Origin of the sequence: Mycobacterium genavense ATCC 51234 (assembly GCF_000526915.1) — a bacterium.
GTDB lineage: Bacteria > Actinomycetota > Actinomycetes > Mycobacteriales > Mycobacteriaceae > Mycobacterium > Mycobacterium genavense.
This window is the reverse complement of the sequence record NZ_JAGZ01000006.1, coordinates 101,056-121,530: the sequence shown is the minus strand read 5'-3', so window position 1 is coordinate 121,530 and position 20,475 is coordinate 101,056. Positions and strand designations below refer to the sequence as shown.

General features: G+C 66.3%; 14 protein-coding genes and 12 pseudogenes. 13 read left to right on the top strand and 13 right to left on the bottom strand.

From position 1 onward, the window contains the following. Positions 1-26 precede the first annotated feature (26 nt). From T428_RS28405 to T428_RS34680, 3 genes and pseudogenes are all read right to left on the bottom strand, one after another. Positions 27-1,042, bottom strand: a pseudogene (locus T428_RS28405) (class I adenylate-forming enzyme family protein); the annotation flags it as partial. 16 nt (positions 1,043-1,058) lie between these two features. After that, positions 1,059-1,538, bottom strand: a complete 480-nt coding sequence (locus T428_RS28400; RefSeq protein WP_245604929.1) for a hypothetical protein — start codon at positions 1,536-1,538, stop codon at positions 1,059-1,061. A gap of 18 nt (positions 1,539-1,556) precedes the next feature. Continuing rightward, positions 1,557-1,754: a hypothetical protein gene (locus tag T428_RS34680; RefSeq protein ID WP_245604928.1), complete on the bottom strand. Its 198-nt coding sequence runs from the start codon at positions 1,752-1,754 to the stop codon at positions 1,557-1,559. A gap of 183 nt (positions 1,755-1,937) precedes the next feature. Here T428_RS34680 and T428_RS28395 point away from each other — a divergent pair, with 183 nt between their 5' ends. The 4 genes and pseudogenes from T428_RS28395 (at position 1,938) to T428_RS28380 (ending at position 4,604) form a co-directional block, all read left to right on the top strand. Continuing rightward, on the top strand, positions 1,938-2,336 hold the full coding sequence (locus T428_RS28395; RefSeq protein ID WP_245604927.1) for a carboxymuconolactone decarboxylase family protein: 399 nt from the start codon (positions 1,938-1,940) through the stop codon (positions 2,334-2,336). A gap of 100 nt (positions 2,337-2,436) precedes the next feature. Next, positions 2,437-3,078: pseudogene (locus tag T428_RS28390) on the top strand (nitroreductase family protein). Continuing rightward, a pseudogene (locus T428_RS28385) lies at positions 3,078-3,568 on the top strand (SRPBCC family protein). The pseudogenes T428_RS28390 and T428_RS28385 overlap by 1 nt, the downstream one beginning before the upstream one ends. A 10-nt stretch (positions 3,569-3,578) precedes the next feature. After that, positions 3,579-4,604: pseudogene (locus tag T428_RS28380) on the top strand (alcohol dehydrogenase catalytic domain-containing protein). 104 nt (positions 4,605-4,708) lie between these two features. On the opposite strand, the gene dtd reads toward T428_RS28380, so the two are convergent. After that, a complete protein-coding gene (dtd, locus tag T428_RS0115170) occupies positions 4,709-5,140 on the bottom strand; it encodes a D-aminoacyl-tRNA deacylase (RefSeq protein ID WP_025737160.1) in 432 nt (143 codons plus the stop codon). A 40-nt stretch (positions 5,141-5,180) separates the two neighbouring features. Between dtd and T428_RS0115165 the strand changes: the two genes are divergently transcribed. Beyond that, positions 5,181-5,486, top strand: coding sequence for an MTH1187 family thiamine-binding protein (locus T428_RS0115165; RefSeq protein WP_025737159.1), 306 nt, complete (start codon positions 5,181-5,183; stop codon positions 5,484-5,486). Between the two features lie 195 nt (positions 5,487-5,681). Continuing rightward, a pseudogene (locus T428_RS28375) lies at positions 5,682-6,930 on the top strand (competence/damage-inducible protein A); the annotation flags it as partial. Between the two features lie 3 nt (positions 6,931-6,933). Here T428_RS28375 and T428_RS0115145 read toward each other — a convergent pair. Beyond that, positions 6,934-8,205 (bottom strand): MFS transporter, encoded by a 1,272-nt coding sequence (locus tag T428_RS0115145; protein ID WP_425412041.1) that lies wholly within the window; start codon positions 8,203-8,205, stop codon positions 6,934-6,936. 56 nt (positions 8,206-8,261) lie between these two features. Between T428_RS0115145 and T428_RS28370 the strand changes: the two are divergent. Both T428_RS28370 and T428_RS32065 read left to right on the top strand, forming a co-directional pair. Then, positions 8,262-9,328: pseudogene (locus T428_RS28370) on the top strand (amidohydrolase family protein). Between the two features lie 78 nt (positions 9,329-9,406). Next, positions 9,407-9,797 (top strand): annotated as a pseudogene (locus T428_RS32065) (phage holin family protein). Positions 9,798-9,801: 4 nt separating this feature from the next. On the opposite strand, the gene T428_RS28365 reads toward T428_RS32065, so the two are convergent. Continuing rightward, positions 9,802-10,275: an enoyl-CoA hydratase-related protein gene (locus T428_RS28365; RefSeq protein ID WP_281173872.1), complete on the bottom strand. Its 474-nt coding sequence runs from the start codon at positions 10,273-10,275 to the stop codon at positions 9,802-9,804. Then, positions 10,272-10,583, bottom strand: a complete 312-nt coding sequence (locus tag T428_RS35470; protein ID WP_281173871.1) for an enoyl-CoA hydratase/isomerase family protein — start codon at positions 10,581-10,583, stop codon at positions 10,272-10,274. The genes T428_RS28365 and T428_RS35470 overlap by 4 nt, the downstream gene beginning before the upstream one ends. Before the next feature lie 268 nt (positions 10,584-10,851). On the opposite strand from T428_RS35470, the gene T428_RS0115125 reads away from it, so the two are divergent. Further along, positions 10,852-11,256, top strand: coding sequence for an anti-sigma factor antagonist (locus T428_RS0115125; protein ID WP_036468158.1), 405 nt, complete (start codon positions 10,852-10,854; stop codon positions 11,254-11,256). Here the strand turns inward: T428_RS0115125 and T428_RS0115120 are convergent. The 3 genes and pseudogenes from T428_RS0115120 to T428_RS28360 all read right to left on the bottom strand — a co-directional run bounded on the left by T428_RS0115120 (position 11,240) and on the right by T428_RS28360 (position 14,762). After that, entirely contained in the window at positions 11,240-12,205 is a 966-nt protein-coding gene (locus tag T428_RS0115120; RefSeq protein ID WP_025737152.1) for an FAD-dependent oxidoreductase, read from the bottom strand. The two genes, T428_RS0115125 and T428_RS0115120, sit on opposite strands and share 17 nt — an antisense overlap. A gap of 19 nt (positions 12,206-12,224) precedes the next feature. Beyond that, positions 12,225-12,782 (bottom strand): Rv1352/Rv1906c domain-containing protein, encoded by a 558-nt coding sequence (locus tag T428_RS0115115; protein WP_025737151.1) that lies wholly within the window; start codon positions 12,780-12,782, stop codon positions 12,225-12,227. A gap of 28 nt (positions 12,783-12,810) precedes the next feature. Beyond that, positions 12,811-14,762 (bottom strand): annotated as a pseudogene (locus T428_RS28360) (flavin-containing monooxygenase). A 243-nt stretch (positions 14,763-15,005) separates the two neighbouring features. Between T428_RS28360 and pstS the strand changes: the two are divergent. The 3 genes and pseudogenes from pstS to T428_RS28350 all read left to right on the top strand — a co-directional run bounded on the left by pstS (position 15,006) and on the right by T428_RS28350 (position 17,972). Then, a pseudogene (gene pstS, locus T428_RS28355) lies at positions 15,006-16,117 on the top strand (phosphate ABC transporter substrate-binding protein PstS). Between the two features lie 117 nt (positions 16,118-16,234). After that, positions 16,235-16,729, top strand: a complete 495-nt coding sequence (locus T428_RS0115100) for a hypothetical protein (protein ID WP_025737150.1) — start codon at positions 16,235-16,237, stop codon at positions 16,727-16,729. Positions 16,730-16,846: 117 nt separating this feature from the next. Then, positions 16,847-17,972, top strand: a pseudogene (locus T428_RS28350) (nitronate monooxygenase). A gap of 17 nt (positions 17,973-17,989) precedes the next feature. Here the strand turns inward: T428_RS28350 and T428_RS0115090 are convergent. From T428_RS0115090 to T428_RS28345, 3 genes and pseudogenes are all read right to left on the bottom strand, one after another. Continuing rightward, a complete protein-coding gene (locus T428_RS0115090) occupies positions 17,990-18,184 on the bottom strand; it encodes an Rv1893 family protein (protein ID WP_025737149.1) in 195 nt (64 codons plus the stop codon). A 45-nt stretch (positions 18,185-18,229) separates the two neighbouring features. Beyond that, positions 18,230-18,532: a hypothetical protein gene (locus T428_RS0115085; RefSeq protein WP_025737148.1), complete on the bottom strand. Its 303-nt coding sequence runs from the start codon at positions 18,530-18,532 to the stop codon at positions 18,230-18,232. 5 nt (positions 18,533-18,537) lie between these two features. After that, positions 18,538-18,922, bottom strand: a pseudogene (locus T428_RS28345) (hypothetical protein). 299 nt (positions 18,923-19,221) lie between these two features. Between T428_RS28345 and T428_RS28340 the strand changes: the two are divergent. Continuing rightward, positions 19,222-20,443: pseudogene (locus T428_RS28340) on the top strand (cytochrome P450). Positions 20,444-20,475: the final 32 nt, after the last annotated feature.

Below are 20,475 nucleotides of genomic sequence, written 5' to 3'. Positions count from 1 at the left end.
AGCTCGCCGACGGCGCCGGGTTCGACGTCGTCACCCGTGTCGGGGTCGACCACGCGCACCTCGACTCCGGGTAACGGCCGACCGACCGAGCCGGCGCGAACCGGGGCGCGGTGATCGTCCGGCAGCAAAGTCGTGTAGGCGCCCAGGGTTTCGGTCTGGCCGAACACGTTGGTCAACGCCACGTGCGGCAGCGCCGCCATGGCCCTGCGCACCAGACTCTGCGGTGCGGCCGCCGCCCCGTAGGCAATGGCGATGAGCGACGACAGATCGGTGCCGGCGAAGTCGGGATGGTCGATGATCCGCTGCAGCATCGTCGGCACCACGAACGTCGTGCTGACGCGGTGCTTCGACACCAGGCGCAGCCATTCGCCGGCGTCGAACCGCGACTGCACCACCGCGGTGTTGCCGAATACAAGCTGCCGAACAGGCCCAGCGCGCCACCGACATGGAACAGCGGCACGGTCAGCGTGCTCACCGAGGGCTTGCCCCCCGCCCGGAATGGCCGCGACATTCCGGTGACGCGCATGCCGAGCCGCCGGCCGGTGACGGCGACGGCCTTCGGCAGTCCCGTTGTGCCGCTGGTGAAAAGGATCAACGCGTCCCGGTCCTCGTCCGCGTCGACGGCCTCGCCCGCTGCCGACGCCGGCTGCCGGGCGGCGACGAGATCGGCGAGCGTCAACACCGTGGGGGCACCCGCGTCCCGGACCCGATCGGCGTACCGCTCCCCCGCGACAGCCACATCGGCGCAGCCGGCGTCGTGGCGCAGCGCCCGCAACTCCGGCGGTGTCAGCGCGGGATTCATCAGCGCGGGCGTGGAGCCGATGCGCGCCGCAGCGAGCACCGCGGCGATGGACAGCAGGCCGGCGTCGTCGACGACGGCGATGCGCGCTCCGGGTGCGACGCCGTGCGCGGCCAGGCTCGACGCGCACTGCCGTACCGCAGTCGCCAGCTCGCCGTAACTGACGGCGCGGTCAGCCACGAGCAGCGTGGGCCGGGCGGGATCCCCGCCGGCGGCGGCGTCGTGGATCGTCCCGATGTTCATAGCGGGCGCAGTGCCCCTAAAAGAGGGGGGACCACTCGGAGGTGCGCAGCAACCGGCTGGTCCACTGGTCGCGCAGGTCCAGGGCGTCGTACATCCAGGTGCCCGGGGCGCGGTACTCGGCCGGGATGTGGCTGCGGAGCAGGTCGAGCAGAGAGTTGGGCCGGCTGATGCGCTGCATCAGGATCACCTCTCGCCGCACGTGGCTGCCCAGGGCCGGCTGAAATGCGGCGTGCATCGACAGCATGGAGGAAGGCTCCTCGAGACTGCGGGCGTACACCTCGCCGCAGCGCACGATGTACTCCTCGAACTTGTCCTCGTAGGGCCACATGGTGTCTTCCATGTAGAGCGTCATCTCGTGCTCTCGTCCGTCCACCGGCACCTCGTCGAACTGGACGTGCAGCGGCGACCAGGGCAGCGGCATCAGCAGCTTCGCTTCGACCTCGTGGCGGAGCTCGTCGAGACCGCGCATCCACTCCTGAAGATCGCCCTTCTGCACCCGCAGGGTCAGCCGCTCCTACGCGGCGCCGTCGCGCACCGCGGTGACGGTGACGACGGTGTACGCGGGGCCGCTGCCGTGTGCCTGGTTGGCGTACCACAGCAATCGAGCGTCGTCGCCGTGCGCCAGGATTTTCATCCAGCCGTCCCGGAACGCCGCCTCGAACTCGTCTTCCTTGCGGCCGCGCACCGTGTGTAGTTCGTGCATGAACAGCACGCACAGACCTCCATTCGCGGCGCCGGGCGGAAGGCCGCTCCACGGACGGTAACCCCGGCAGTTTTTCGCGTCCAGGGCGGGTTAGTCGTATGCCTAATTGCGCCTAGTCGGCTTCCTAGACAGCCGAGTTGAGAATCTGGTTTGCTCAATTCGGTACCGTCCTTAACGGGCAGGAGTTTTCGCATGGCAAGGCTCGACGTGCCGGAGGGTCCGGGTGGCGAAGCGGCCATGATCTGGACGCTGCGGCCCCAGCTCGGCGGCATGGTCGAAACCATGATCCTCGGCGCCTATCAGCAGAGCATCCTGCCGGCCGACGAGCGCGAGCTGGCCAGGATGCGGATCGCCCAGATCAACGATTGCGTGGCCTGCTCGGGTTTTCGCGCGCAGTCCGTGCTCGACGCGGGGGTAGCGCCAGAGCTGTACGACAACGTCGCCGCGTACGCCGACTACCCCGGCTACCCCCCGGCCAGCGGCTTGCCATCGAGTACGCCGAACGCTTCGCCAACGACCACGCGTCGCTGGATGACGCGTTCTTCCGACGACTTCGAGCATCGTTTTCCGACGACGAGATTCTGGACCTGACGTTGTGCGTCGCGGTGTTCCTGGGGCTGGGATGCTCGCTGACCGTGCTGGGTGTCGACCAATCCTGCGCCATCGACCTCTGACAACCGAAAAGGACCCAATGGACATCGCCACCGTCGACGAGCTGCTGAGCACCACCCGGTCGGTTCGTAAACGCCTCGACTTGACCCGGCCGGTCGGTCGCGAGGTGATTCTGGAATGCATCCAGCTGGCGATGCAGGCGCCGACGGCCAGCAACATGCAGGACTGGCGCTGGGTGGTAATCACCGACGCGGACAAGCGCGCGGCCATCGCCGAGATCTACCGCAGCATCGGTGCGCAGTACCTGGCGTACGCGGCCGACAATGCGACCGACCCGCAGACGCGGCGGGTCTACCAGAGTGCGATGAGCCTGACCGAGACGCTGGGACAGGTTCCGGTGCATGTCATCCCCTGTCTGAACCAGCGCATCGACACCGCCGAGCCGGGCATCGCCGCGGCCGCATGAGCGTCCATCATCCCGGCGGGCTGGAGCTTTCTGCTGGCGCTGCGCTCGCGCGGGCTGGGCTCGGTGTGGACGACGATGCATTTGTTCAAGGAGCAGGAGGTGGCCGAGTTGCTCGGCATTCCGCCGACGGTCACCCAGGCCGCGCTGTTCCCGGTCGCCTACACGATCGGCACCGATTTCCGCCCGGCCACCCGGCCGCCCGCGGAGACCATCACGTATTGGAACAGTTGGCTACCGGCTGATGGAAATGGCTGATGCAGTCCTACACCGTGCGATTCCACGTCGACGCGCCGCCGAAAAGGTCTGGCGGGTGCTGCATCCCCCGGCGCCGCGGCCGCGGGTGCTCAAGTGGCCGACCGGCAGCATGGAAATCCTCAACGAGGGCAACGAAGCCGGTGAGGGCCTGGTCCGCACCTGCATCTTCGAGGTGCCCAAATACCTGCTGACCGGTGGGCGGGCGCGGTCCCGGGAGACCGTGACCGAAGCCGAGCTCAACAAGCTGTCGCGGTATGTGGCCGTCGGCGCCCCGTTGTGGTCGCGCGCCGAGGGCTATCACGAGCTCGAGGAGCAGCCCGACGGCACCACCGTGCTGACGTTCCACGAGACGTATCACGCCTACAACCCGGTGCTGCGCTTCTTCCTCGAGCGCCTGGTGCACGCGAAGATTTCGCGGGACAACCTCGAGACCTACCAGCATGCCCTCAGTTACGCCGGCACGGTGCGTCGTAATTCGACCAGGAAGTGAGCACAGCACTATGCGCACGGTAGTCGTCGATGGCCCCCGCAACATCCGGGTCGACACCCTTCCCGACCCCACACTGCCCGGCCCCGACGCAGCGATCGTCGAAGTCAGCGCCGCCGGCATCTGCGGATCCGATCTGCATTTCTACGAGGCCGATTTCCCGATGGTCGACCCGATCGCGCTGGGCCACGAAGCGGTCGGCACCGTCGTGGAAGTCGGACCCGAGGTGCGCACCGTCCAGGTGGGAGATCAGGTCATGGTGTCCTCGGTGACCGGCTGCGGCAATTGTCCGGGGTGTGCCACCCGCGATCCGATCATGTGCTACTCGGGTTTTCAGATCTTCGGCGGCGGACTGCTCGGCGGTGCCCAAGCCGATCTGCTCGCGGTGCCCGCCGCCGACTTCCAGCTGCTCAAGATCCCCGACGGTATCAGCACCGAATAGGCTTTGCTGCTCACCGACAACCTGGCCACCGGATGGGCGGCAGCACAGCGCGCCGACATTCCGTTCGGCGGTACCGTGGCCGTCATCGGGTTGGGTGCCGTCGGGCTGTGCGCGCTGCGCAGCGCGATTTTTCAGGGCGCCGCAACGGTTTTCGCGATCGATAGGGTCGACGGACGGCTGGACCGCGCTGCTCGGTGGGGTGCCACGCCGGTCCAGGCGCCGGCCCTCGAGGCGATCCTGGCTGCCACCGGCGGACGTGGCGCCGATGCGGTCATCGACGCCGTCGCCACCGATTCGTCCCTGACCGACGCGGTCAACACCGTCCGGCCCGGCGGGACCGTCTCTGTCGTCGGTGTGCACGACATGAACCCGTTCCCGCTCAACGCCCTGGGCTGTTTGATTCGCAGCACCACCATCCGATTCACCACGGCTCCGGTGCAGCGCACCTGGCCGGAGCTGATCCCGCTGCTGCAAGCGGGTCGCCTCGATGTCGACGGGATCTTCACCACGTCGATGCCGTTGGACGACGCGGCCAAGGGGTACGCAACCGCCGAGTTGCGCTCGGGCGATGACGTGAAGATCCTGCTGAAGCCCTAGTCACCGTTGCGCTGCAACGCCTTTCGTGGCACCCGACAGGAGCACGTCGAGTCAATCCGTTACCGGGCTGGGGTTATGTACTGCGAATGCCTACCTGCGAGGGCTCACAATTCGAGAAACACCGTGACCGGTCCATCGTTGACCAATTCGACTTGCATGTTCGCCCCGAACACGCCGGTCTCGACGTGGGCGCCCAACCCGCGTAGCGCTTCGGCGAACGCCGCAACCAGAGGCTCGGCCACCGCACCAGGGGCAGCGGCGTTCCAGGACGGCCGGCGGCCCTTCGCCGTGTCGGCGTAGAGCGTGAACTGGCTGACCACCAGGATCGGCGCATCGATATCGGCCGCGGCGCGTTCGTCGGCGAGAATGCGGAGCTTCCAGAGCTTTTCGGCAAGCCGGCGCGCTTTGTCGGGGTCGTCGCCGTGCGTGACACCGACGAAGGCCAGCAGCCCCTGGCTTTCGGGGTGGATGGCGCCCACCACCCGGCCGTCGATGGCCACCGCTGCCGACGAGACCCGTTGCACCAGCACCCGCACGTGGTCGATGCTGCCAGGCGGACTGGGTACGCTCGTCACAGTGTCAGTCCTAGTCGCGTTTTCCGTCACCCCGCTCGGTGTGGGCGAGGGCGTCGGCGAGATCGTCGCCGACGCGGTGCGAGTGGTGCGCCAGTCCGGGCTGCCCAACAAAACCGATTCGATGTTCACCGTGATCGAGGGCGACACCTGGGAGGAAGTGATGGCGGTCGTGCAGCGTGCCGTCGAGGCCGTGGCCGCTCGTGCCCCCAGGGTCAGCACGGTGATCAAGGCAGACCTGCGGGCCGGCGTCACCGACGCGATGACGCAGAAGGTCGCGACGGTCGAGCGCTACCTCGCCGAGGGCTAGCCCCGACGCTTCGCCACGGGGTAGCGGTCGCTTCGCCGAGGGCTAGCGCGGTCGCTTCGTCGAGTGTGCGCTGACGGCTTCGCGGGTGCGTCCTGGGCCGCGGCGCACGGCGTGGCCCGGCCGTCAGCGCACACTGCACGCCACGAATGCGCACTCACGCCATGGTGACCCCGCCGCGCCAGTAGGCTCATGCCGGTGAGCGCACGCGCAGGCATCGTCGTCACCGGAACCGAGGTCCTCACCGGACGTGTCCAAGACAGAAACGGCCCGTGGCTCGCCGACCGGCTGCTGGAGCTGGGCGTGGAGCTGGCCCACATCACCATCTGCGGCGATCGCCCCTCCGACATCGAGGCCCAACTGCGCTTCATGGCCGCCCAGGGTGTGGACCTGATCGTGACCAGCGGTGGACTGGGCCCGACGGCCGACGACATGACCGTCGAGGTGGTGGCGCGGTTCTGCGAGCGCGAGCTGGTGCTCGACGAAGAAGTTGAAGCCAAGATTGCCGACATCCTCAAAAAGCTTATGGCGCACTTCGATTCGGAGAGTTTCGATGCGGTGCGCGCGGCCAACCGCAAACAGGCCATGGTGCCCGCCGGTGCGCAGGTGCTCGATCCGGTGGGCAACGCCCCGGGCGTGGTGGTGCCCGGAAAGCCCGCGGTGGTCGTGCTGCCCGGCCCCCGCGTGAGCTTCAGCCGATGTGGCACAAGGCCATCGAGACGCCCGCGGCGCAGCAGGCGATCGCGGGCCGAACGATCTACCGCCAGGAGACCATCCGGATGTTCGGGCTGCCCGAGTCCGGGCTGGCCGAAACGCTGCGTGACGCACAGCATGCCGTCGCCAGATTCTCCTCGCTGGAGATCACCACCTGCCTGCGGCGGGGCGAGATCGAAATGGTGACCCGCTACGAGCCGGAGGCGGCGCCGGCCTACGCCCAGCTGACCCGGCTGCTGCGCGACCGGCACGCTGCGCAGCTGTACTCCGAAGACGGATCCAGGTGGACGACCTCGTCGCGCGGTTACTGTCCGGGCGCCGGATCGCGACCGCGGAGTCCTGCACCGCGGGGCTGGTGGCCGCCCGGCTGACCGACCGGCCCGGATCGTCGGCCTACGTGATGGGCGGCGTGGTCAGCTACTCCAACGACGCGAAGATCCAGCTGCTCGGCGTCGACGCGGCGCTCATCGAGGCGCACGGCGCGGTGTCCGAGCCGGTGGCCGAGGCGATGGCGGCCGGCGCCCTGCAGCGCTTCGGCGCCGACACCGCCGTGGCGATCACCGGTATCGCCGGACCCGGCGGGGGAACGCCGGACAAGCCGGTGGGGACGGTCTGCTTCACCGTGCGGCTCGCCGAGGGTCGCACGGATACCCGGACCCTGCGGCTGCCGGGTAATCGCTCCGATGTCCGTGAGCGGTCGGCGACGGTCGCGATGCACATGCTGCGTCGCTCTAGCTCACTTGACTTCCGTTGGGAGAAAAGCGGTTTCGGTGGTACCGAAGCGAATACCGGTGGCATCCTTGCCGATCAGCGTCAGTATCGCCACGGTCAGCAGCACCGGCACGATCGTGGCGGTCAGCGCGAACGGATAGCCGTGGGACTCGGCCAGCGCCTCCTGGATCGGCAGGTTGAACGCGGCGAGCAGACTTCCCAGCTGATAGGTCACGCCGGGATAGAGGCCGCGGATGGCGTCGGGCGACATCTCGGTCAGGTGCGCCGGGATCACGCCCCAGGCGCCCTGCACGCAGACCTGCATCAAAAACGAACCCAGACACAGCATCGCCGCGGTCCGCGAGTAGGCGAACATCGGGACGATCGGCAGCGCCAGGATCGCACAGAACACCACGGTGTTGCGGCGGCTGAACCGTTGCGACATGGAACCGAAGAACAGGCCCTCGACGATGGCACCGATGTTGTAGACCACCACGATCCATTTGACCGTCACGCTGTCCAGGCCCGCGCCGTGATTGGCCGTCGAACCCAGGAACGTCGGGTAGACGTCCTGGGTGCCGTGGCTCATCCAGTTGAAGGCGGTCATCAGCAGCACCAGGTAGAAGAACCGGCGCACGATCTTGCCGTCGCGCAGCACGTCGGTGACTTTGGTGTTGGTGAGCTTCATCTGATCCTGGGCGGCTTCCCACACCTCGGATTCCTGCACCTGGTAGCGGATGATCAGGCTGATCAGGGCCGGGATGATCGACAGGCCGAACAACCAGCGCCACGACCACCCCATCCAGTCCATCACCACCAGCGATCCGATGCTGGCCAGCAGATAACCGAAGGCGTAGCCCTCCTGCAGCAGACCGGAGAAAAAGCCTCGCCGCTCGACCGGCACCTTCTCCATCGCCAGCGCGGCGCCCAGCCCCCATTCACCGCCCATGCCAAGGCCGTACAGCAATCGCAGGATCACCAGGATGGTGAAGTGGGGCGCGAACGCGCACAGGAAGCCGACGACGGAGTAGAAGATCACGTCCACCATCAGCGGCGTTCGGCGGCCGACCCGGTCGGCCCACAGCCCGAACAACAAGGCGCCCACGGGGCGCATGACCAGAGTCGCCGTCGTGATAAACGCGACCTCGGCCTTGCTGTGGTGGAAAGTCTTTGCGATGTCGGCGTAGACGAACACGACGATGAAGTAATCGAAGGCGTCCATCGTCCAGCCCAACATCGCGGCAAGGAACGAATTTCGCTGGTCGGCGCTGATCCGTTGAGTTGTCACGTCAAGCATCGTGGCGCACCGCGAGCCGTTTGACCATCCAACACGTGCGAGTAGATTGCGATCACATGCGCATCATCGATGCCGATGGACATGTCGCCGAAAATTCCTCGCTGGCGATCGAAGCGATCAAGCGGTGGCCCGACCACGTAAAGCCCAGCACCGACCGGCGGCTACGGCTGATGATCGAGGGCCGCAACTATCCGGAGGATCGCGGCCCGGGCGCCGGGTGTCCGCCCGAACACGGGATCAGCAAGTCGCCCAACATCAACTGCTCGTCGGCCGACGGTGTGCTGGGGGACGCCGACCGCGATCACATCGACACGATGGTGCTGTATCCGAGCCTGGGGCTCTGCGCGCCCAGCCTCGAAGACCCGGAATTCGCGGCCGGTTTCGCGCGGCTGTACAGCCGGTGGATCGCCGACTACTGCGCCTCGTCGGGTGGCCGGTTGCGCGGCGTGGCCGTGACACCGATCGAGCACGGCCAGCGGGCCATCGACGTGATGACCGACGCCAAGGAGCTCGGGCTGGTGGCGAGGCTGGTCCCGCCGGCGCTGAAGACCCGAAACCTGGACCACCCCAATCTCGACGCGTTTTACGCCGCCGCGGTGGAACTGAACATGCCACTGGGCATCACGGCGCCCCGGGGATTCACCTGCCCAAGATCGGCGTGGACCGCTTCACCAACTACATCCAGGTGCACTGCATCAGCTTTCCGTTCGACCAGATGACGGCGATGACCGCGATGGTCTCGTGCGGGGTCTTCGAGCGCCACCCTGGGTTGTGAGTCGCCTTCCTCGAGGCGGGCGCCGGCTGGGTCCCGTTCTTCATCTCCCGCCTGCACGAGCACTACGAGAAACGCGGGGATTGGGTCGAGCGCGGCTGGCGCCGCGACCCGCACGAATACCTCAAGGCGAGCAACATCTTCGTGACGTGTGAGCCCGAAGAACCGATCCTGCCCGGCGTGATCGACGTGCTGGGCGCCGACTTCATCATGTTCGCCAGCGACTACCCGCATTGGGACGGGGAGTGGCCGGAGAGCACCAAGCACCTGCGCACCCGGGCCGACATCAGCGAAGCGGCGCGGGAGAAGATCGCGGGGCGCAACGCGCAATGCTTTTACGCACTGAACTGAGCTCCCCGCCCGCCGAACGGGCCTGCCCCCCAGTCAATTCGATGCCGACGGCGACCGCGGGTGGCAGGATCTTCGGGCATGGGCCCTTTTCTGCTACGCGCCGCATTGACCGGTTTTGCCCTCTGGATCGTCACCCAGTTCGTGCACGGGCTGAGCTTCGTCGGCGGCCAGACTCCGCTGGAGCGAATCGGCATCATCTTCGCGGTGGCCGTGATCTTCGGACTGGTCAACGCGTTCATCAAGCCAATCGTTCAGTTCTTGTCGATTCCGCTGTACATCCTGACCCTTGGTCTCTTCCACATCGTCGTCAACGCGTTGATGCGCTCGAATCACCGAACACACCACGCACTGGGGGCTGGCGATCGACCACTTCTGGTGGACGGCGATCTGGGCCGCGATCCTGTTGTCGATCGTGAGCTGGCTGCTGTCCCTGGTGGTCCGCGACGTCGACCGGCACGCGCGCCGCTGATCGATCAGCGCGCCTGCCACCGCGGCGGGCGTTTTTCGGCGAATGCGCGCGGCCCCTCCTTGGCGTCCTCGGTTGCGAAAACCCGATCGCTGTGCCGAGTTTCGTTGTCGTATGCCGACTCGAGATCGAGCGTCAGCCCCTCGACGGCGGACTGCTTGGTCGCAAAGACCGCCAACGGCGCGTTGGCCGCGATCCGCTCCGCATAGTCGTAGGCGGTGTCCATCAACTGCTGCGCCGGGACTACCTGGTTCAGCAGCCCCATTTGCCGGGCTCGCTCGGCGTTCACCATGTCGGCGGTCAACAACAGTTCCATCGCCAGGGCGTAGGGGATCTGGCGTGGCAGCCGCACCGTGCTGCCCCCGCCGGCGAAGAGCCCGTGTTTGGGTTCCATCACCGCGAATCGCGCTTCGGGCACAGCGACGCGAATGTCGGTGCAGCCCAATATTTCAAAGCCACCGGCGATACACGTACCATTCACCGCGGCAACGATCGGCTTGTAGATCGGGAAACGGTGCAGGACGGCATGGATGGCGTCGAGGGCATCCCATCCCTCGGGTTTGGGAACGTCGCCGGTGAGTTCGGGAATGAATTTCTCAGATCGGCGCCGGTGCAGAAATCCTGCCCGACGCCGGTGACCACGGCAACCCAGGCGCCGTCGTCGTCACGGAAGTCGGCCCATGCGTGAGCCAAATCGCGGAAATGTTCCATATCCAGCGAGTTGCGCGTCTCGGGCCGGTTGATCGTAATGGTGGCAATATGAGCGTTAAGCGCATAATCGATGCTCACGGGTGTTCCACCGTTTCGGTTCGTCGTTGCTACCGTCACTGAAATAGTAAAAGTTTCAGTGACCTTCGCCCGCCAGCCAGGCGCAGGCAAACTGGCCGATTTACGCAATTTCACTCGGTAAATCGCAATTGCACATACGCTTAGCAACGACGTGAAAACCGACGGGGATCGGTTTGACCACAACCCTGCCGACCTTAATTGGAACAAGGACGGCGTCGCCCGATACAGCCCACGACGACGGGATGTCGCAGAGATGGACGATGCCTCAATGGGAATCGCACGGCCCGACAACGGGTCGTATCTTGGCCATGCGCCAAGCGGCCTGCGCACGGTCACCAGGCGCACCGGTTCCTCGGTAGTCGTCCACGTCGGCGGTGACATCGACGCCAGCAACGAGACCGCGTGGCAAGATGTGCTGAGCCGCGGCGCCGCCGAAACAGTCGCACCCGGTCCGTTCGTGGTCGACGTGTGCGACCTCGATTTCATGGGGTCGTGCGGCTACGCCGCGCTGGCGCACGAGGCGGCGGAATGTCGCAGTCGCGGCGTCACACTGCGACTGGTGACCAGCCAGCCCATCGTGGCCCGAACCATCGCCGCGTGCGGACTGCATCCGTTGCTGCCGACGTACGCGACCGTCCAGATGGCGCTCTCGCCGGTCAGCGATCAGGGCTGACCAGCCGCACCACGTCGCGCGCGCAACCCCAGGACAACGTCACGCCATTGCCCCCATGCCCGTAGTTGTGGATGCAGCGCGCCGCCCCGAGCGGCTCGACTTCCAGCCGCACCGACGGACGATCGGGTCGCAGCCCGGTAATCGTCTCGATCACCTCGGCCTCGGCAAGCCGCGGCTCGATCTGGCGGCAGCGCGCCAGGATGCGCTCGGTGATGTCCGGCTCCACGGTGGTGTCCCAACGATCCGGGATGCTGATCCCGCCACACACCACCCGGTGCGGATGCGGGAAGTAGCAAACCCATTCCAGGCCACTGTTGATCTCTAGAAACAGTTGCCGCAGACCAGGATTGGCGAGCACGACATGCTGGCCGAACAGGGGCCGCACCGTGTCGTCGCGCGCCAGCGCCCGGGCGCCGAGGCCGGAACAGTTGATCACGATCGGCGCCGCCTCGGCGGCCTCGGTCAGCGACTGCACGGGGTGCTCCTCGATCTCGCTGCCGGCCGCGGCGAGCCGGCGCGTGAGGTAGCCGAGGTAGTGCGGCATGTCGATCATCGGCAGCGTCGCGCGAAATCCGGTCCGATAGCCCTGCGGCAATTCGGCCGGTTCGGCCGGCCGCAACTCGGGGATCAGCTGTGCCGCCGACGACATCGCCTCGGCCGCGGTCAATTCGCCGACGCTGAGCGCCGGCGCCAGCTGCACCCCGGTGTCGGGATCGGCGGCGAGGTCGCGAAACACTCCCAGCGAATATTCGGTCCAGGCCAGGGTTTTGGTGGCCCGTTCGTCCGGTCGCGGTGGAGCCCAGACCGCGCCGGCCACTACCGACGTGGTCTGCGCGGGCATCGCGGCGGTCCACACCCGCACCGGCCACCCGGCTTCGGCCAGACACAGGGCCGAGGTCAGTCCGCTGACTCCGGCACCGACGACGACGATCTGCTGCGCGCTGGTCACGACGCCACGCTAGCCGTCGTCAGGTGCCGGGGACGCGCATTCCGTTGGGGCCGAGCAGACCGTTGAGAGTGCCCAGGGTGCCCTGCAATTGGGCCCCCACGACCGGATCGGGGACGGTCGCGGGCACCGGGGCATCCGGGGTCAGCTGCCAGGGCTGGCAACCGTCGGTCTTGAACGCCTTGTCGGTGGGTTCGATCTTGACCACCTGGGGCTTTTTGGTGAGCGAGTTGTCGATCAGCGCGCCGTCCGGGTTGGCCGTCCGCTTCCAGTAACAGGTGCCGTCGCCCACCGGGCCGCCGCTGCTGTAGATGCCCGGCACGATGTCGGTGCCCACCGCGTACAGGCCGTCTTTGTCCATGACGGTCTTCGGCGCGCCCCCGGGCGGTGTGGGTGAGGGTGATGCCGACGGCGACGCCGCGGGAGCCGGTGCGGGCGGCGCTGACTGGCTTGGCGAAGGCCCGGGTGCCGGACCGCGGGTATCGTCGGGATCGGCACTGGCAACGACGGCCGACGCCGCCCAGCCGCCGATCATCAGGCTCGCCGCAACCAACCTCGCCGCGATCGGTACTCCACCCATAGCCATCGAGGGTACTGGGGTCGAGAACCTAATTCACGTCGCTGACGCCTAGGGGAGCCAGACTGCGGTGTCGCACAATAAAATCAGACCAATCGGGCTCCCGGACCGCGGCCCAGTACTCGTTGAGGCGCCACGGGCTGACGGTGTGGATCTCCCCGTCGGCGTTCTTGAAGTAGGAGTGTTTGACGGCGGGATGCGACCACACCATTTTCTTGATCTGGGTCTGCGTCCGTTGGTGCCAGTCGATCGCTGCGTCGGGCTTGGGCTCGATCGAATGCACCTCGGCGTCGGCCAGCCGCGCCAGGCACTGGTCGATGTAGCGCATCTGCAGTTCGGATTGGAAGATCAGGCTGCCGCCGTGCGCGAGGTGGGCTCCGGGCCCGTAGATGATGAAGAAGTTGGGGAAATCCGGAACCGTGATGCCCAGGTAGGCATACGGACGGCTTCCCCACATCTGGTGCAGGTCAATTCCGTTGCGGCCAGTCACTTTTAACGGCCACAGCACGTCGGTGTGCCGGAATCCGGTGGCGTAGACGACGATATCGGCCCGGTGCTTTACACCGTCTTCGGTGACGATCCCGCGCGGGGTGATCCTGTGGATCGGCGTGCGGACCAGTTCGACGTTGTCGCGCTGCAGGGTCTTGAGCCAGCTGCCGTTGTCCTGCAGGGTTCGTTTGCCGCAGGCGGGATAGTCGGGTATCACCTTGGCCAACAGTTCGTCGTCGTCGATCTGGCTGGTGATCCACTGCGAGAACATCATGGCGGCGGCGGCATTGACGTCGCTGACCGCGTCGTCGCCCGTGTAGTTCGGGTCGCCTTCGGCGGCGTCTAGGCCCTTGTCCGATCCGGGCCATAGCACCAGAAACCGGTACCACCGTCCGTAGAACGGCAGGTTGGTCATCGCCCAGCGCACGCCGTCGCCGACTTCGTCGGTACATCGCGTTCGGAAACATCCACTGGGCGGTGCGCTGGAACACGGTGAGGTGCTCGACGTCTTCGGCAATGGCAGGCGCGATCTGGAACCCGCTGGCACCCGCGCCGATCAGGGCGACCCGCATACCGCTGATGTCGACCGAGTGATCCCAGGCCGCGGAGTGAAAGGCCGGCCCCGCGAAGCTTGCGGCGCCGTCGAATTCGGGGATCTGCGGCCGATTGAGCTGCCCGACCGCGGTGATCAGCGCGGGCCCGAAGCGTGCTGGGCTGTCCGTCGGCAGCGCGCAGCGAGACGCTCCAGATGCCCTCGTCGTCATTCCACTCGGCGGCCAGAACCTCGGTGTTCCAGCGGATGTACTCGGCCAGGTTGTGCTTGTTCATCACTTTGGTGAAGTAGTGCTGCAGTTCGTCCTGCTCGGCGAAGAAGTGTGTCCACTCGTTGTTGGGTTCGAAGCTGTAGCAATAGAAGTGGTTGGCCACATTCACTCGGGCACCGGGATAGCTGTTCTCCCAACATGTTCCGCCCGGGTCGGCGTTCTTCTCCACGATGGTGAATTCGATGTTGGCTTGTCGCAGCCGAATACCGGCCAACAGGCCCGATTCCCCGCATCCGATCACGAGCACCGGCAGCTCGGCGGCCCGCTCGGGCGGTATCGCGGCGGGCCGGCGCGGGTCGGTTCCGTCAAGGTCCAGTTCCTCGGCGACCAAGGACTGGTAGTCGTCGGGAACGTGCTCGCAGGCCGCCCAGTCGATCATTTCCCGGATGAGCTCGGGGCTCAGCGGCTCCGGCTCGGGGCAGCCGCGGTCGCGATACTCGGTGATGACCGCCAGCGCCTCGGCGCGGGCGCGGGCCTTGTCTTCCTCGGACATGAACCCCTGCACCTCGTTGAGGAAGATGCCCATCTGCTTGTAGTCGCGGATGAACCGCGGGTCGCCGGTGATGTGGACGAGCGACAGCAGCAACGTGGGGATGCTGACATCCTGCAGGGCCGCCGCGATTTCGGCCGTCGACGTGGTGAAAGGGCGCCCGGAGTAGGGGCTGCGCATCGAGCCGATCCTTTCGGTGGACGAGAACCCTATTACGCTACTCATCGTTTCGTAATTGGCAGCACTACGCTACCCGCTGGCGGCGGAGCGGATCAAGAGTCGTCACCGCATCGTCCGCCGATGGCAAATTTTCCCGGGTACATCGCTTGTTAATATTTGCCTCGTGACTGCCTGAGCTGGCTGGTTAGAGCACCGCGGACGCGCGGCGCCTATCCCGTTTCGTCGCGACAGATAGGAACGGAATTGAAGCGCAACCGATTTGACGCCGCGTTAAGTGTCGCGGTCAGCGGTGTACTGCTGTTATCGGGATGCGGCGGCGACGAAAATACCGCCGCGAATTCGACAACCGCGACGTCGCCGGTGACGGTGAATTGCGGCGGGAAGGCGACGCTGAAGGCGAGCGGGTCGACGGCGCAGGCCAACGCGATGACTCGGTTCATCAAGGCGTTCGAACAAGCCTGCCCCGGCCAGCCCCTGGACTACACCGCGAATGGCTCGGGTGCGGGGATCAGTGAATTCATCGGCAACCTAACCGATTTCGGCGGCTCGGACTCACCACTGGCCGGCAATGAGTACGCCGCGGCCCAGCAGCGTTGCGGCGCGCCTGACAGCCTGCGACGGTGTGGTGACCGGGCCGATCGCGATCACCTACAACGTCAAGGGCCTGAATTCGCTGATTCTCGATGCCCAGACGGCCGCGAAGATCTTCAAAGGGGCCATTACGACGTGGAACGATCCAGCGATTCAAGCGCTCAACAAGGGTGTGACGCTGGCCGCCGAGCCAATTCGCGTCGTGTTCCGCAGTGACCTGTCCGGGACCACGGATAACTTCCAGAGGTACCTCGATGCGGCATCCGGGGGCGTGTGGGGCAAAGGCTCCGGGAAGGCTTTCAACGGTGGGGTCGGCGAGGGCGCCAAGGGCAACGACGGCACCTCGTCGGCGGTGAAGGCCACCGAAGGGGCGGTCACCTAACAACGAGTGGTCGTTCGCCGAGGCGAAGAATTTGAACATGGCCAAGATCGTCACCCCGGCCGGTCCGGACCCGGTGGCGATCAGCACCGACTCGGTGAGCAAGACGATTGCGGGCGCCGCCGTGATCGGCCGGAACAACGACATGGTGCTCGACACCGTGTCGTTCTACAACCCCACGCAGTCGGGCGCCTATCCGATCGTGATGGCGACGTACGAGAGCGTCTGCTCGAAGTATGCGGATCCCCAGATCGGCACGGCTGTGCGCGCATTTTTGGAAAGCGCGCTCGGCGCCGGCCAGCACGGCTTGGCGGACAACGGTTACATACCGATTCCCACCGAACGGAAGTCGTGGTTGTTGGCTTCGGTCAACGCCGTCGCGTGATACTCGCCGGCCGCCGGCCTGCTGGGAAACAATAAAGCGACTCGTTGTCCGCGAGCAGTCACCGGGTCGACCGCGTGAGTCGGCGATTGCCCAGCGCTGAAGCGGAGGTGGATGCCCATGGCTCCCCTACTCACGGCCTGCAGCGGGTTCCTCTTCGCCGTGCTGTGGATGGATTTGATGTTCGACGTACAGGTTCGCGCCCATCGGTCCGCGGGCGACGAACTGCCCGAGCCGGTGCTCGCCTCCATCACGGCGTATTACCACCGCGCCACCACCGCATCGCGACCGATGAGCCGGCTGATCGCTCTGGTCATGCTGATCCTGTTGGGAGCGTTGGGGTTTCAGGCCACCCTCGGGCGCGATCCCGTATGGCTACTGGTGCTCTCGGCCGGGCGGGCCGGGATCCCGATGATGCTGGCGCTGACGCAGACGGTGCCCGACGCGATTCGGCTGGGGCATCGCTGCGATAACGTGGCCGAGCAAAGCCACCTGGCGCGATCGGTCTGTCGCGACCACCTCGTCTGCGCGGGGTGCATCCTTGCCTTCCTGGTGCTGTGGGTTGCCCGCACGGCCTTCCTGGTGCTGTGGGTTGCCCGCACGCTGGTGGTCTGACCGCACCGGGCAACGCGTCGTAGTCGTGAGGCGCTGATCGGGGGCCGCCGGCCACGTCATGGGCGCGGGTACTAAACTAGAACACGTTCCAATTCGGCCAGCATCCCAGGAATTGTAATGCACACCCCTATTTGCGACGAACTCGGCATCGAGTTCCCGATCTTCGCCTTCACGCACTGTCGCGACGTAGTGGTGGCGGTCAGCAAGGCCGGGGGGTGCTCGGCGCGGTAGGAGCTTCACCCCCGAGCAGTTGGAGATCGAGCTCAACTGGATTGACGAGAACATCGGCGACCATCCGTACGGCGTCGACATCGTGATCCCGAACAAGTACGAGGGCATGGACTCGAACCTGTCGGCCGAAGAGCTTGCCGAGACGCTGCGCAAGATGGTTCCCCAGGAACATCTGGACTCGGCAAGAAGATCCTGGCCGACCACGGCGTGCCGGTCGAGGACAGCGACGGCGACACCCTGCAGCTGCTCGGCTGGACCGAGGCGACGGCCACGCCCCAGGTCGAGGTGGCGCTCAAGCACCCGAAGGTGAAGATGATCGCCAACGCGCTGGGCACCCCGCCGGCGGACATGATCAAGCACATCCACGAGGCCGGACTCAAGGTCGCCGCGCTGTGCGGCTCCCCATCGCAGGCGCGCAAGCACGCCGACGCCGGCGTCGACATCGTCATCGCCCAGGGCGGCGAGGCGGGCGGACACTGCGGCGAGGTCGGCTCGATTCGTGCTGTGGCTGCAGGTCGTCAAGGAGGTGGCCCCAATTCCCGTGCTCGGCGCCGGCGGCATCGGCAGCGGCCAGCAGATCGCCGCGGCGTTGGCGCTGGGCTGCCAGGGCGCGTGGACCGGCTCGCAATGGCTGATGGTCGAGGAATCGTCCAACACCCCGGTGCAGCAGCAGGCCTACGTCAAGGCCGGCAGCTGCGACACCGTGCGCAGCCGCTCGTTCACGGGCAAGCCCGTCCGCATGCTGCGCAACGACTGGACCGAGGCATGGGAGAAACCGGAGAACCCGAAGCCGCTGGGGATGCCGTTGCAGTACATGGTTTCCGGCATGGCCGTGCGCGCCACGAACCGCTACCCCAACGAATCCGTTGACGTGGCGTTCAACCCCGTCGGTCAGGTCGTCGGGCAGTTCACCAAGGTGGAGAAGACGTCGACGGTGATCGAGCGCTGGGTGCAGGAGTACTTGGAGGCGACGAACACGCTCGATCAGCTGAACGAGGCCGCCAGCGTCTGACGGCGACTACGCGTCGGCTAGTCCTCTGCCACGTCGTACTTACCGCCGCCGGTAAAGACCTCCCTGGTTCTTTCCACGGCGTGAGTCGCGATGTCGATCGAATTCTCGACGATGCCGCTGACCCCGCCCTTGAGGTCGCCGCGGATGATGTCGCCGGCGTTGGTCGCGATGTCCTTGACCGCGTCCACGGCGTCTCTGGGGTTGACCGCCACCGGAGTCTCCTATCGTTGCCGGGCTTTGATGTCGACTCTAGAGGGTCAGTAATTCACCAGGGAGCGCCAATAGTCCTCGGGGATCTCAGCGCCGGAGCGCAGGATTCGCGCCAGCCCGACGGCCATCGCGATGCCGAGCAGTCCCAGCCACAGCCCCGCCAATCCGATCACCGCCCAGAGGGCGGCGGTGACCGCGGGCCACGGCGACAAGATCGCGAGCAGCGGGGCGAAGAAGAAGCCGGCCCCGATGTACCACGCCGAGCCGGCCCGGTCGGATGCCAGCACGAATCGCAGCCAACGGGGAATCGGGCTTTCACTTGGCCGTCGTGCCGGCCGACGTTCGCGCACGGTCGTTATCCCGACGGCGGAAAGAACCCCGCGCCGGTAACCAGCCCTCCTGCCATCCTTGCTCGCCCAGGCAGAGCATGGGCAGTCCGCGCTCCGACTGGGCCGCGGACACTTGGCCCCGGCCTGCTGGACGCCGTAGAGCGGATACGAGATCACCCAGTAGCCCGTGGTGGCCGCCGGGAACTGGTTAGGCGGCGGGAAATGGCACGCTTCGGCCTGGCCGCTGGGGCCGCGCCCGAAGATGAAGCGTTCGTAGTTGTCGCACGGTTCGCCCAGCGAGGCCTGAGAGTTCATGTTCGGGACGTCGCCCTCGTAGCCGGCCGCCGCACTGGGCGCCACGCCGACGGCGCCGGACGTAACCGCAGCGACGACGAGTACCTCGCGGATCATGTGCCTCCCACCCTTCCGTTGCGGCCACTCCGCTCGTTGTGCCCGGTGACCTGGACAAAAGCATATCGATTGTGGTCCAGGCCACAAGTCCGGGGCAACCATCCGTCGGCGCCGAATCCGCCGCCGGGGCCCGCGCCAAACCGTCCGAACGCCCGGACGGCGCCGCCAAACCTCATCGCTGCTGAACATGTTGCAATTCGGTCGGTCGATGTTGTGTCAGTCCTTCCCAACGGTGGTGTTGCAGTGGTTTATTTGGCACTAGACATACGACTAGAATACTTCGTATCGAGGAGTGGGCCTTGTCAACTAACGAGACGACCACCAAGCCGATCCCGAACCTGCCTCCGGGCTTCGATTTCACCGATCCGGACATCCACGCCGAGCGCCTGCCGGTGGAGGAACTGGCCGAGCTACGGCGCACGGCGCCGATCTGGTGGAACGAGCAGCCCGACGGCTGCGGCGGATTCGACGACGGTGGCTTCTGGGTGGCGTCCAAGCACAAGGACGTCAAAGAGGTTTCGTTGCGCAGCGACGTATTCTCCAGCCTCGAGAACACCACGCTGCCCCGCTACAAGGACGGCACCGTCCAACAGCAGCGGGAAACCGGCAAGTTCGTGTTGCTCAACATGGACGCACCGCAGCACACCCGGCTGCGCAAGATCATCTCCCGGGGTTTCACTCCCCGGGCCGTCGAGCGGTTGCGCGACGACCTCAACGTGCGGGCCCGCCAGATCGTCGCGGCGGCCGCCGCGGAGGGTTCCGGCGACTTTGTCGAGCAGGTCTCTTGCGAGCTTCCGCTGCAGGCCATCGCCGGGCTGCTCGGGGGTGCCCCAGGAGGACCGGATGAAGCTGTTCCACTGGTCCAACGAGATGGTGGGTGACCAGGACCCCGAGTTCGCACGCAACGACGCGATGGGCGCCTCGGTCGAACTGATCACCTACGCGATGCAGCTGGCCGCCGACCGCGCGCAAAACCCCGGCGAAGACATCGTCACCAAACTGATCGAGGCCGACATCGACGGGCACAAGCTCTCCGACGACGAGTTCGGCTTCTTCGTCATCCTGCTGGCGGTGGCCGGCAACGAGACCACCAGGAACTCCATCACCCAGGGCATGATGGCCTTCACCGACTTTCCCGATCAGTGGGAGCTGTACAAGGCCGAACGCCCGGCCACCACCGCCGACGAGATCGTCCGCTGGGCCACCCCGTCACCTCGTTCCAGCGCACCGCCCTGGAGGACTACGAGCTGTCCGGCGTGCGGATCAAAAAGGGGCAGCGGTTTCAACATCCTGCGCAACCCCAACCCGCACGTGGGATTCGGCGGCACCGGGGCGCATTACTGCATCGGGGCCAACCTGGCCCGCATGACGATCGACCTGATGTTCAACGCGAGCGCCGACGCCATGCCCGACCTGAAATCCGCCGGTACACCGCAGCGGTTGCGGTCCGGCTGGCTCAACGGAATCAAGCACTGGCAGGTGGACTACCAGACCAACGGAAAGTGTCCTGTCGCCCACTGAGACCCGCGCCCACGGGATCGTGAATACAGTCG

Excerpts from the sequence above, each read along its gene's own strand:
- T428_RS0115115 (WP_025737151.1), bottom strand. The coding sequence starts at position 12,782 with ATGGGTGGAGTACCGATCGCGGCGAGGTTGGTTGCGGCGAGCCTGATG.
- T428_RS0115145 (WP_425412041.1), bottom strand. The coding sequence starts at position 8,205 with ATGCTTGACGTGACAACTCAACGGATCAGCGCCGACCAGCGAAATTCG.
- T428_RS28395 (WP_245604927.1), top strand. The coding sequence starts at position 1,938 with ATGGCAAGGCTCGACGTGCCGGAGGGTCCGGGTGGCGAAGCGGCCATG.
- T428_RS0115125 (WP_036468158.1), top strand. The coding sequence starts at position 10,852 with ATGGGAATCGCACGGCCCGACAACGGGTCGTATCTTGGCCATGCGCCA.
- T428_RS0115100 (WP_025737150.1), top strand. The coding sequence starts at position 16,235 with ATGGCTCCCCTACTCACGGCCTGCAGCGGGTTCCTCTTCGCCGTGCTG.